General features: G+C 54.4%; 10 protein-coding genes. 1 reads left to right on the forward strand and 9 read right to left on the reverse strand.

Annotated features, from left to right (window positions below):
• Positions 1–1,854: 1,854 nt before the first annotated feature.
• From ACPOL_RS31365 to ACPOL_RS31410, 7 genes are all read right to left on the reverse strand, one after another.
• Complete coding sequence (locus ACPOL_RS31365; RefSeq protein ID WP_114211308.1) at positions 1,855–2,631, reverse strand: hypothetical protein; 777 nt, start codon at positions 2,629–2,631, stop codon at positions 1,855–1,857.
• Positions 2,628–3,728: an RHS repeat-associated core domain-containing protein gene (locus ACPOL_RS31370; protein WP_150133212.1), complete on the reverse strand. Its 1,101-nt coding sequence runs from the start codon at positions 3,726–3,728 to the stop codon at positions 2,628–2,630. The genes ACPOL_RS31365 and ACPOL_RS31370 overlap by 4 nt, the downstream gene beginning before the upstream one ends.
• Complete coding sequence (locus ACPOL_RS33315; RefSeq protein ID WP_236657634.1) at positions 3,653–4,333, reverse strand: hypothetical protein; 681 nt, start codon at positions 4,331–4,333, stop codon at positions 3,653–3,655. The genes ACPOL_RS31370 and ACPOL_RS33315 overlap by 76 nt, the downstream gene beginning before the upstream one ends.
• Positions 4,334–4,562: 229 nt before the next feature.
• Positions 4,563–7,052: an RHS repeat domain-containing protein gene (locus tag ACPOL_RS31380; protein ID WP_114211311.1), complete on the reverse strand. Its 2,490-nt coding sequence runs from the start codon at positions 7,050–7,052 to the stop codon at positions 4,563–4,565.
• Positions 7,053–7,086: 34 nt separating this feature from the next.
• On the reverse strand, positions 7,087–7,857 hold the full coding sequence (locus ACPOL_RS31385; RefSeq protein WP_150133215.1) for a hypothetical protein: 771 nt from the start codon (positions 7,855–7,857) through the stop codon (positions 7,087–7,089).
• A gap of 919 nt (positions 7,858–8,776) precedes the next feature.
• Positions 8,777–9,166 carry a hypothetical protein gene (locus ACPOL_RS31400; protein ID WP_150133216.1) on the reverse strand — a complete coding sequence of 130 codons (390 nt, stop codon included), beginning with the start codon at positions 9,164–9,166 and terminating at the stop codon, positions 8,777–8,779.
• Positions 9,167–9,620: 454 nt separating this feature from the next.
• Entirely contained in the window at positions 9,621–9,845 is a 225-nt protein-coding gene (locus ACPOL_RS31410) for a hypothetical protein (RefSeq protein ID WP_114211316.1), read from the reverse strand.
• A 48-nt stretch (positions 9,846–9,893) separates the two neighbouring features.
• On the opposite strand from ACPOL_RS31410, the gene ACPOL_RS31415 reads away from it, so the two are divergent.
• Positions 9,894–10,595 carry an IS6 family transposase gene (locus tag ACPOL_RS31415; RefSeq protein WP_201759355.1) on the forward strand — a complete coding sequence of 234 codons (702 nt, stop codon included), beginning with the start codon at positions 9,894–9,896 and terminating at the stop codon, positions 10,593–10,595.
• Between the two features lie 126 nt (positions 10,596–10,721).
• On the opposite strand, the gene ACPOL_RS31420 is transcribed toward ACPOL_RS31415, so the two are convergent.
• Together ACPOL_RS31420 and ACPOL_RS31425 are read right to left on the reverse strand one after the other, a co-directional pair.
• The gene (locus ACPOL_RS31420) at positions 10,722–11,243 is read right to left on the reverse strand and encodes a YfbU family protein (protein ID WP_114211317.1); all 522 of its coding nucleotides are present in this window, start codon (positions 11,241–11,243) and stop codon (positions 10,722–10,724) included.
• A gap of 16 nt (positions 11,244–11,259) precedes the next feature.
• Positions 11,260–11,820, reverse strand: coding sequence for a recombinase family protein (locus ACPOL_RS31425; RefSeq protein ID WP_114211318.1), 561 nt, complete (start codon positions 11,818–11,820; stop codon positions 11,260–11,262).
• Between the last annotated feature and the right edge of the window lie 15 nt (positions 11,821–11,835).

Here is an 11,835-nt window from a genome sequence, read left to right on the forward strand (position 1 = left end):
CCGTTGGCACGGCTTGACGATCTCTAACCGCTGGCGACCGATAGCTATTCTTCCTGAATATTTGATTCGGCCGGGGCTTGGAATTGGAAGCAGGGATGAAAACGGACCGAAGGCGCTGCTTCAAGGGTCACGTGCGCTGCAGGTAAATCAATGCGGACAATGGTTTCGCTGGGTTCGGAATTTTCTGCTGGCTGAATGTGGGAATCTAAGCCCTTCCAAGATTGCCATTTTATCTGCAGCTCTAATTCCTTTGGAGGTGTGTACCAGTACCTTCTTTCAATGCTCAATGCGGCCACTGATCGGGCCAGGAATTCTTTGAACGTCTGGGGCCAGGAGCCATTGTCATCCATCGAGCTTGGCACAAAAACGCCGTTGTATGTGTGGCATGTGCGTTAGGAGGTTCTGTCGCGATAAGGCTCTGTTCATTAACTTCACAGGTCGCATTCACTCGGTGCGACGCTCGATCAGGGCAGCGACAGCGAAGATGTCGAACAGCTTGTTTACGAAACGGATCTTCTTGACGCGCGGCTTACAGGTGAGGCAATGCCCTCGACGGATCATACGCCTTTTACATGCTTCACTCAGGGCCATGGCGGTAGTAAGGCCAGATAGCCCAAATTCACCTCCGTTTGCGGAATGTAAAGTTATTGCTCATAATCGTCCAATGAGAATTCAGAGGCCAGGCCCCTCGGACTATCTGAAGACACAGCTGGCCAAGCGGCTCATGCTGTAACAGATACCATTATACGATCTCAGTCAATGAGTCCATAGGAGGAAGGAGCTGGCCTGATGTTGTCTCTATGCGAATGAGCATACGGCTAACGGACCAGAAAAAGTTAAACCGCCTGAAATCGGCCCCGATAGAAAACAGGCTCCAGGTCAAAACCTGGCGCGACCCCAGCGACCATGTCCGAAGTATCTCCGATGACACTCGAGAACTTGAATCCGTGCCCTGAAAAATGCGGCAATAGTCACCTGCAGCGGGTGAGCCGGATGCTGATCGAGGATGAAGTGCTCATCGGGGGGTCAGGTGTGTAAAGACAGGTGTCAGCATTCAGCAGGCGGCCGGCCAGGGTGGCCGAATACATTTGGGGCAAGGCCGCCCCCGAAGAGACGGCCTTGCTGCGAAGACACCATTTGGGGAGCGGCTTGCCGATCAGTGACGGGAGAAAGTCTACAACGATGGCAAGTAGCCATCACCGCCGCAGTGACGAGCCACCAGAGCCTTCTCTTGGACCCTCCACCGCGTAAGAGCAAGCCTCCCCATACAAGATCGGCCACGAAAAAACTCCCAGCGCCGGCAGAGCTAGAGCCCAGACGAAGGGCTCCCCGGCGATAGGAACCATCCCATGCTCCTGCGGTATTCGCCAGCCGCGAGATGCAAGTCGAAGGTAAAGCCCGATGCCGACTACGTTATGGCCATGAACGCGATGTCTAGGGGCCTCGCGGAACTGCCTGATGAGCGATCTAGGGTATTGATGGTTGACATGAGTATGTCCCCTTTCCAGCAGCCAGAGAAGCCCAAATTTCTAAACTGCGCCTGCTGAGCAGTGGCTCCGTTTGAGGATTTGAAGAAGGCGTAAGTGTTCGAGATTAAGCTGGCCACCCATTGTGGCGCTCCGTCCCTTGAACGTAGGCTCCTACTGCGACATTGGCTACCGGTGTGTATCCAGAGAAGAATTGCGTGACGGAACCTACCTGGAAACGCTGGAAGTCATAGTATCCACCTTGCCCAACAGCGGCTCCCGCCCCTGACAGCCCATTGGTCGCTCCGTTTGCGGCTATATTGCTGACGCTGAATCCTGGCGGAGCGGGGAAGCTAGCCCCAGTGCTCGTGGTGCAATTCAGATGGTTTTACGGAAGAGGCATTCGCTGGAAGTTACTTGGGGCACTACTTCTAGGTCGTCGTCGCAGTTCCTTGCGGGAGTCCGACAAATGTACATCAATGGAATCCCATTTATCTCTCTTTTCAATCACATCTATCTTCTGAATTCCGCAGTTTGCACATACCACGTTAATGCGACCGGTGCTAATCCATTGAAGTTCCACGTCATGGCCGTGTGTAGCGACGAGAATTGGCTTATCGTGTATTGCTTTAGGTAGGTCGGTTGGGTCGTGGTGATGATCTACCAAGACAACATAAAACACATCCGAGGAAAGAGAGTCGTGGCCGCGGCGTTGTACAAGTAGTGCAGAGATTGCGCTATCAGGCGATTTGACTTCCCTCACGACCGTATAGTCGGCAGAGTCACAGCCACCAACTGCGATCGTGCTTAGGGGAATTGCGATAAGAAGCAGTACGAAGGAGAGTAGCCTCTTCGCTTGACGAGTCGCAGTCATTGCGTTGCTCTGCTCAGCAGCCTTTCTTTTTTTGATAGCTTGCCCTTGTTGAATCTGTTGATTGTCCGATGGAATATCAAAGTGTGTAGCTGCCGTTCCTGGGTTGCCGCTGAGTTTGCCGTATAGACCAGCGGCATATTGACATGCTTCGTCACCAATAAAGCATGTTGCACCGTAGTTCACGTTCCCAGCGGCGACGCGTTGGTCGTGCGTTCCAGGGCCAGAAGAATTCTTGAAGTCCCATGGTCCGCCGGTGTGCACTAAACCAAAATATATTGCCAATGCATTCACTGCTCCACTGGGGCAGCAGTCCAGAACATGGCATTAAGCACTTTTGAAACCTGTATATTTTGCTGCAGATTTCCACCAACTTGGTTAACTGCGTTATCTGTGCAGTCGTTATTTGGGGCTGAACCGCTTCCGGAGCCGCCGTGGCCACTAGCTCCACCATCTCCGCCATCGCCACCGCCATAGAAGCCACCACCCCCATTAACGCAAACCGTGTCATCATCATCACAGTTCGGGTGACTTGGATCGCCGTCTTGCAGGCCGGCTGGATCGAAGAAGCTCAGCGGATTATTCAGCACATAGGCATATCGGTTAAGGCTCTGCGGATTGGGGATATCGTACGACCCGTCGTAAGGGTCAGGCGAGAGCCAACGTCCCTGGTAGAAGGAATAGTTGCGGAACTGAGCGTGTTCGGACATAGGTGCGCCGGCGTCGTTGCTGTCCTGCTCCATGTCAGCGAAGTGAAAGTTGTCTACATCGGCCTCGCTATTGAGGATACTGGCCACGTAGCCATCACCCCAGGGCAGAGACTTGTAGGTTGCAGACGTCGTGCCGTTATGGTCAGTCCGGATGCGCTCGGTGCCGATATAATCCTGGTTCTCGAAGTAGGTAGCGTTGTCAGAGGAACGAAAGGCGATCTGTTGCCCATCCCAATACATGCGGCCATCGGTACCATTGTTCGTGGCTGCATTCCAGGTGGAGATGCGCCTTCCCGCATAGTCGTAAGAATATTCACTGGTTCCAGCGGGAGTAGCCACGCTCACCCTTCGGTTCAGTGCGTCGTAGGTGTAGGACGCGGTTGAGCCGCCATCGACGCTCACGATGTTGCCCTCCGCGTCGTAAGTGTAGCTATGATACCCGTCTCTGGTCATGTTACCGGCCGCGTCGTAAGTATAGCCGCCGCTATTGATTTTGTTACTCGTCGCGTCGAAGGAGGCGCTGAAGGAAGGTGCGCCGTTTTGCGACCATCGGTTGCCATACCGGTCATAGCTGTAGGTGTAGTTCTGATTGGCGACTCCATTCGTCACGGTACGGGCGCTGAGCCGGTTGAACTCGTCATAGGAGTAATTGGTAGAGAGACCCAGAACGGTATCGCCCACGTAGGAGACCTGCGAGCCCTTGATGGTCTCGCCCTGACCGAAGGCTTGTGTCCCCCGCTGGCACAGTATGCGGCCGCCGGGCCTCCTCTGCACAGCCACTGCCCGTCTGGCCGCCCCATGAAGTCGTAGCCTTTGTAGAGATTAAGGCCGTTACCTAAAGTGTAGCTGACCGGGCCGTTTGGTCCATTGATGATGTTTGAGGCGATGGGTGTCGATCCGCCGGTTCCACCGGTCAGGTTATAGCTGTTGTTGTTGATCGAGGTCACCTCGCCGGCCGGGGAGCGAGTGTAGGCGACTTGTCCACTGACAGCGTCTCCTTCGGAGGTCAGGTTACCCGCCCAATCGTAGGTAAAGCCCAGCGGACGCGACTCCTGCTTCGCCGTGCCACACGTCGACGGAGCACAGTTCCACATATTCACTATCTGGCCCCTCACGTTATAGCTGAACTCTGAAGCGGCAGGATGATTCGTAGTTGCCGTTCCGACAAAGGCTCCCATGACGGCCAGCCGGCCCCTAACGTACTGCAGATTGTTCGTCGTGCAGCAAATCGTGTCGTAAACGAAACTCTTGTTTGATGTAGATGCGGATGGAACACCGTTGTCCACGTACCAACAGAAACCACCCGTCCAAGTGCATCATACTGGGTCGTCGTCGTTGTGAGGATGGCCGGGTTGGTTTGGTTCGCTTCTGGTCGAGTTCGGGTTACCTTGAGTCCCGTAGCGTTGTAGGCATACTGATAATTTGTCGCGCCTCGCTCCGGCTCGGTGACCGACACAGGGCGACCCAGGGAATCGGTAATGAATGTGCGGGTCTGCGAGCCTTGGGCGACCATTGTCACTTGATTGCCCCCGCAGCCGTGGGGTAGGAGTAGGAGGTCAGAAAGCCCGTGGCGGGGATATCCTGGCCGCAGGCAACCGGAGCAACCCCCTCTAGTGTGGAAGAGGAGACCTCGCAGGCCGACGTGACCCGGCCCAATCCATCGACCTGGGTGATGCGGCTGACACCATTTTCATCGGTCGCCAGAGTGGCTCGTCCGGCATAAGTGTACCGAATAAGGTCGTTACTATCCCAGTGGGTAATCTGCGTGACTCTTCCTAGTGAGTCGTACGCATAGACATCGTCCGCCCCACCCCCGCCGCACTTGGGCGGAGCCTGGAATTCGGAGCCCTGATATGGGTAGGACACGGAGCCTACGTTCCCATTTGCGTCATAGCAAGTATCCTGGAGATACCAGGGATTAGCGCTCTGGCCATTCATAATGGCTCGCCGGTTTGGACGCCCATAGCCGTCGTAGAAGATCACGGTTTCAGCCGTTTCCGTGGCGCTCAGCGTCTTTGACACGCTGCTGTGGCCCGGCGAGTAAAAGTTATACGTTGCCCCGTCGCCGGGATTGTCGATCTCCAGCGGCCGCAGCAACGCATCGTATGTCTTATAGGTTGTCACCTGTGAGCTAAGATCGGTGGTCGTTAACAGAACTCCAGTGGCTGCGTCGTAACTTGAGCCAGTATAAAGAGACACCCCGCTCGTCGGGGTTGGCGGGGTGACCCTATTCAAGAAGCCAGTGTGTGGGGGATCGTAGCTGAAGGTCGATGTTCCGTTCTGCGTAGTCACACTCAAAGGGTTCCCGGTGTCCTCATAGGACAGCTCAGTGGTTAGCGGCGTCGAGCTGTTCGATTGAGTGATCGTAGTGACATTTCCTCGCTGAGCACCGATCAGGCCTCCACGTTGGGGAAGTCCCGAAGTTTGCGATAGAGCAGCATGTCCTGTTCCCGTCGTCTCATCGTACAGGTAGGAGGTCCGACTGAGTTGGTTTCCGCTTCCATCGGTGACGGTATCCGACGCTAACAGACTCGCAATGCCAGACGCGGGATAAGTCCACACCTCCTTCCGCAACAGCGCTCCCCGACTGGCTCCGCCGAAATCATAGCTGTCGAGTTCCGTCTGAAGGCCAAACTGGTTGTAAGTAGAAGTCCAGCCGTGCTGGATCCCATCCAAGTTCTCATAGGTGTCAATTTTCGTAATTGGCAGGGTCAGAGCGGCCGTGGCGCATTGTTGCGTTGCAGCACCGTTGTAGCAGTTCAAGAGCTCTTCTCGTGGTAAACCGTTGATTGCGCCGTCATAGACTGTCTGATGGGTCTCATAGAAGGAGGTCGGCGACCCAGAGGTCACGAAGTTAAAGGCAGAATGATTCCCGTAGCCGTCGGTGATATCGGTTCGGCTGGTGTTGCTGGTTATCAGGCTACGTACGTAGACGCGACTTCCGTCACTAGTGGTGCGGGTAATACCGGTCGGCGTGCCGTCCGCGCAGTTAATTCCGTTATTAGCGCCCGTATAGGCGTAGGAGATAATCCCACCCGCCGGCAGGGTAATCGATGCCAAGCGTCCGGTGACGTTCGCGCTATGGCCCGGCGTCGGTTCATAGGTGAACTTGTAAGTGCTGGCGTCCCCAAGGGTGATGTGGTCAACAAGGTCTGCTGACAGGTTGTACTCTCCCGGACCACTGCATCCAAATGCCGTCTGCACTTGATATGTCTTGTAATAGATGGTCGCGCTTGCTGAAGGCGGGCTAGTGCCGTTTGGATTCGTACCATAGGTAGGATACGAGAACACCTTCGGGGAAGAGGCAGTACCGCTACCGGTAATAGTAAGAACTTGTGCTCCGGTGGTATCAGTGAAAGCACCGCTCTTGCTGGCCGTCACTTGGTTGCCGTTCGTATCGCTCACTGAAGCGGGACCTGAGGGCGCTACCGGCACTGCAAATGTATTTCCCTTCCTATCGAGAACAGGTCCTTGGGGGATACTCAAGCCACTTGCATTCTTGGCGAGCCGATAGCCGGACCCATCGATGGCTCCCCCGATGTTTCCAGAAGTCGTTATTCCGCTGGGGCAGGTTTCCGACCGAATAGCACCCGAAAATGCATGATTAGCGCCAAACGGATCGTGATAAACCACGTTTGAATAAGTGAAAAACGTACACGTATCGCCAATAGCACCCGATAAGTAAGAGTAACTTATATATCCAACCGCCGCGTCTGTATCAGCCTGCCACCCGAACGACTGAGCAGGCGACCAAGTGCTCACATCGTTGACGACCGTTGGCGTCCAAACAAGACCCTCATGAGAGAGGTTGTAATAAAAGGGCACGCCACGGCCGGATTTATTCACGATGGGAATTAAGAAGTGCACATTTAAGCTGCCCCGGTCGATGGAGTCGAACCCGAGATTATCGAACGAGCCGTAGGGATAGAGGCCAGTCGTCACTTGCGACCAGGCAGGGATCAGGCTGAAAACAACCACGAGCAGAAGCAAGGCCTTGCGAATCATTAAAACCATCCAAGTGTGCAGAAGTAATTTGGCTTTATTGGATCTGAGTGCGATTGACAGAAATCTCAAGCTGCAGCTTCCCATTCACGAATCGCTTGATCGTGTAAGGAATCTGAACTCCATTCACCAACTTGTAGTTTGAGTAATGAACCTGGATAGCAATCGGGGTTTGAGAACCCGTGTCGGGCTGAACTTTATAGGCGATGACCGCAGGCAAAGAGGAGATGGAGTCTAGACCAATGTCGGTGGTGCTGGCTTTCATTGCTTCGGTCGTGATGCTCATTGGCGTGTCACCAAAGACCAATTGGCTTTGAAGATGATGAAAGGTACCGGATCCGACGATTCCCGTACCGAAGTCCGCTATGCCCAGACTTGACGGCATCAGCCCTAATTGAAGCGACAGTGCCGGGAGGAACCAAATCACTGGTTTCCAACAGTTGTTCAGGTTGCTATCGTGCAAATCTCCGTTGGATCCAGACCACGAGCAGGCCATCGCAGAACCCAAGCCGGTCTGAGACTCAGTCCTGCTGCCTAGAGAAGAAAGCGACAGTTGCATCTGAGCGGCCCCCGAGGAAGCAGCAGTTAAGGTCACTGGACCGGAGTCCTCCAGGCTTCCCGCATACCACTTCGCGTTTCCGGAGAGTTCAACGCTGGTGACCGATTTACCCTGGGAGAAGGCCTGCTTCAGCTCGGCAAGAGCACTGGCTGCGCTTGTGCCGGAGGCGCCAACGGCTAGATGCCCAGACACCGAAGCGACTAGGAAAAGAACAAGCACACTTCGAGTGCAAGACAGGCATGTGTTCACAATTCCTCCTGGAGAGGCGATGGCCCGGTAGTCAGGCTGTTTAGGATTGGGGAAGCTCAATGGAAGGCAGCGAAATCCAACAGCGCAAACGTAGCGCAAGGCGCGAGTTCGTGCCTATACCACTTTAGTGGAAGTTACCCTGATTTTATTACTCAGGTAATCACTAGTAACCTACTGCATATTTCCTGACTAGCTAGCGGATGATTGTGAAGGTATCGCCCAACCGCGGACTACGCTCGGCTCGAATTCCATAGCGTGTTCGCTTTTTCTTCGCTATATACTGATCTCATGTTTCAAGGGCCGAGTTCGTCCCTCCACGATTTTGTGATCACGTGGAAGCTGCGCAGATAACAACAGACATCGCCCAGCTGAACGTCACGTACAGCGAGATCGCCAATGTGGTGGCTAGGTATCAGGGATTGTGCTTGGTTGGGGCGAAATTTCTTAATCAGCAGATTCCAAACCATTGCAAACATAGAAACCAGATGGACTCAGTCTGTCATTAAGGTATGCGAAACAGAATCGTGTCGTGTGGCCCGTTCCAAACTGGTCTTTGTAACGGGCGCAGCCAAGCAGATAGAATTGCCCACTTCGAGGATCTTGCTCAGAAGTGGCGTGGGGCAATGCTCCTGTAATCTGCGCTTCGATCAATCCATGGACATCTCCCATCGCCATTCTCATTCGCGTCTCTTGGCTGGGGGCGAGAACAAATCCAATTGGCCAAGTATCCCCAAGACCCTTCGCTGCCGATGTGTGAGATGCGAGTATCTGCTGGTCGTCTATTTCACATGCCTGGTCCCAGTTCTTGGTTAGCCAACTTGTGGCAGTGGGTACGGCAACCATCATGACCCAGCCGTCAGTGGCGACAGATACCCCTGTATTCTTGATCACCAAATCGCCATCAACGGCAAATCTACCGTCAGGCGGAAGTGTAAAGGTCGTTGGGACAAATGATTCGGCATTCACCCAGGGTCGCTGACTTTTCCTGAGTGTTTCCCCTGGCTGTGTCGGCGGCAGATTTGGTGGCATCAGCAGATCGGCTCGCTTGATCGGCCTGGAGTTGCAATTTCTTGACAGCGTCCTCTACTCCACGATTGATCAGGCCGGCACTGGTTGCGAATTCTTCCGCAGCTGTGGCGTTTCTCTGGGAAGCTTCGGCAATCTGATGGGCGGCACAAGCCTGCTTTTGCGCAGCCTCAGCTATAGCCTTAGTATCTGCTCCGCCAGTATGCATCTCGTACCACTGAAATCCAACAGCGATGGCACTCGCAATGGTGCCAAGGGCAATGAAGACTGTGAGGAGGATCATTACCGCATCCGAAAAATCCATCGGCCACGCCCAAGCCCAAAACCTTCGCCATTTGGATCTCGCTGGAGCCTCGGTGCAACTTGTGTCTGCACCGCAGCCTACGTGTTCTCCGCCTTTTTGTGCGTCTATGAGGGGTGGGAGTTTGCCTTGGGAAGTACTGGGTGCAATGGGATTCTCTTTCGTTTCTCCTGGCGAGTGATCTTCCATGCCGTTCTCAGTTCTCCGGGGTGGGAAATTGGTATGTTGAACGCATAGCCTTTGGATTTCACGACCTTAGCACCCCGACCACGCTCACGGATACCATCGTACGTTACGGCTGACGCAAAGGCTGAGTTTGCTTTGCCGAGTCTTGCAGTGTTTCGCCACTGGTAGTCACCGGTAAGGTTGATGTGCTCCCAGCCGAGCGGAGACAAGTGCTTCCGGAGCACCGGGTCCGCGAAGCCAACCGCCGACCCTAGCAATCGCGTTTTCGACCAGAGCCGCGTGGGCGGCGGCGATGGAATGTTACCTCTTGAAAACTTCCGGGCATGGCTGCATCGAGCGCAGCACTCACCGGCGCGGCTTCGTGTTTAAGGATGTTCCAATCGGTTTCTTCCAGTACGACTAGCGCCAGCTTGCGGCCCGTCAGATTTTGCTGATATGAGAGGTTCTTATCCCCCGTCACCAGGTTCTGTCGCAATAAGGCGACTTGTTATTCTTTGGACGGACGGAGAGGTGTTGAAGAGCCATGAAGCAGACGATGAATCCGATGGTGGCAAAGGTATTAAAGCGGTTGCATTATCCACTGGATGTGATTCTGCTTTGTGTTCGCTGGTATAGTGCGTATCCGTTGAGCCTCCGGCATCTGGAGGAAATGATGGCCGAGCGTGGGACTTCTGTCGATCACTCGACCGTGCACCGTTGGGCGATCAAATTGTTGCCAGTCCTGGAGAAGGCGTTCAGGCGCGTCAAGCGCAAGGTGGGGAGGAGTTGGCGGATGGACGAGACCTACATCAAGGTGAAGGGCGAGTGGAAGTATCTATACCGCGCCGTCGATAAGGCAGGCAAGACCGTCGATTTCTTGCTGCGGGCGCATCGCGACAAGGCCGCGGCACGCACGTTCTTTGAACAGGCGATCGAACGGAATGGCGCACCAGAAAAAGTAACCATCGATAAGAGTGGCTCGAATGTGGCGGCTTTGGAAACCATCAACGCCGAACGAGGGAAGCAGATCCTCGTGCGCCAGGCCAAGTATCTAAACAACATCGTTGAGCAAGACCATCGTGGGGTGAAACGTCGAACCAGACCGATGCTCGGCTTCAAGGATGTTCGCTGCGCTCGCATCCTTCTTTCCGGCATTGAACTCATGCGCATGATCAGCAAAGGACAAATGAAAACTGGCCGTAGCGGACAAATCCCTGCACAGCAGTTCTACTCCTTGGCAGCATAAGCAACCCAATCCTATTGGCCTTTCATCGTTCATGCATCCTTATTGCGACAGAACCTAGCCGGGTGCATCTCCAAGAGTGTAGCCGGTGAGGCACGGAAACTTATGCCTCACGCTCTCGGTAAAGGTTCACGAAATGATTTTTCTGATTTGGTCGGCGGTTAACTGCCAGTTTCCCGACATGGAATTGGCGATCTGTTGGCGGATCGGCTGAAAATTATCAAGCATACGACGTTGTTTGAAAGCGGTCATTTCAGTGTGGCTGTTCAAATAGTCCGGCAGCGTTTCTTTCCATTTTCCTTGCTTCTGCAAATGCTCCGCGAAGCCGTAGCGCTTGCCTTCGCTGTTGAGATCGAAACCCTCGAACTTGACATCGTCGAGCGTAAGGCCAGCCTTATCTGCAAGGTGATTGAAGCTGTTGATCAGAATACGGTGCATATCGAGAACGTCGTACACATAGGTGCATTCTTCAACGCTCATTTCGTCCCACACGTCGGTAAACACCGTGTGATATTGGGCCGTGTAGCCACGCGCGATAATTTCGCGGTCGGCGGCATATTCGTCGGCCCCCTCTGGATCGAGCTTTTCCAGAATCCGGTACTGGTTGATGAGCTGCAAGCGCTCGACGGGTGTTAGCGTTGTCACGGTCATATGTGGTGTGGTCCCTTCAGTTAGTTATTTTCTCCTGCAAGTCTCGATAAAGGGTGGACCGGCCCACATGAAAACTGTCGGCTACATCCTCTGGCCGTTCGCCTGCCGCTATCAGCTTCCGGGCCTGCTCGATGTGCTGTCGCGTGAGCTTGGGCTTGTGACCAAATTTCACGCCTCGCGATCTCGCATCCGCGATCCCGGCAGTGGTCCTCTCGCGGATCAAGCTATGCTCCATCTCGGCAAAAACGGCCAGCAGTTGCCACATGGCGCGGCCCCCCGGTGTTTCGGTGTCGATGGCCTGCGTTAGTGATTTGAATTTCACGCCGCGCTGTTTTAGGTCGTCGAGCAGGATCACAAGGTTTCGCGTCGTTCGTCCCAGCCGGTCCAGCTTCCAGACCGTTATGCTATCGCCGGACTTCAACACCTTGAGCAGGCGGAGCAGGGCAGGGGCCTTGCTGGCCGCGCCGGATATGCCCTTGTCGGTGAAAATCTTTTTACACCCGTCCTTCTTCAACGCGGCAAGCTGCATCGCGCCGGTTTGATCGTCGGTCGATACACGCGCATAGCCGTACTTCACTGTTTGGGACCGCCT

Origin of the sequence: Acidisarcina polymorpha, from assembly GCF_003330725.1 — a bacterium.
GTDB classification, from domain to species: Bacteria; Acidobacteriota; Terriglobia; order Terriglobales; family Acidobacteriaceae; genus Acidisarcina; species Acidisarcina polymorpha.

Coding starts and splice junctions, on each gene's coding strand:
- ACPOL_RS31380 (WP_114211311.1), bottom strand. CDS start 7,052: ATGATTCGCAAGGCCTTGCTTCTGCTCGTGGTTGTTTTCAGCCTGATC.
- ACPOL_RS31400 (WP_150133216.1), bottom strand. CDS start 9,166: ATGATCCTCCTCACAGTCTTCATTGCCCTTGGCACCATTGCGAGTGCC.
- ACPOL_RS31415 (WP_201759355.1), top strand. CDS start 9,894: ATGAAGCAGACGATGAATCCGATGGTGGCAAAGGTATTAAAGCGGTTG.
- ACPOL_RS31420 (WP_114211317.1), bottom strand. CDS start 11,243: ATGACCGTGACAACGCTAACACCCGTCGAGCGCTTGCAGCTCATCAAC.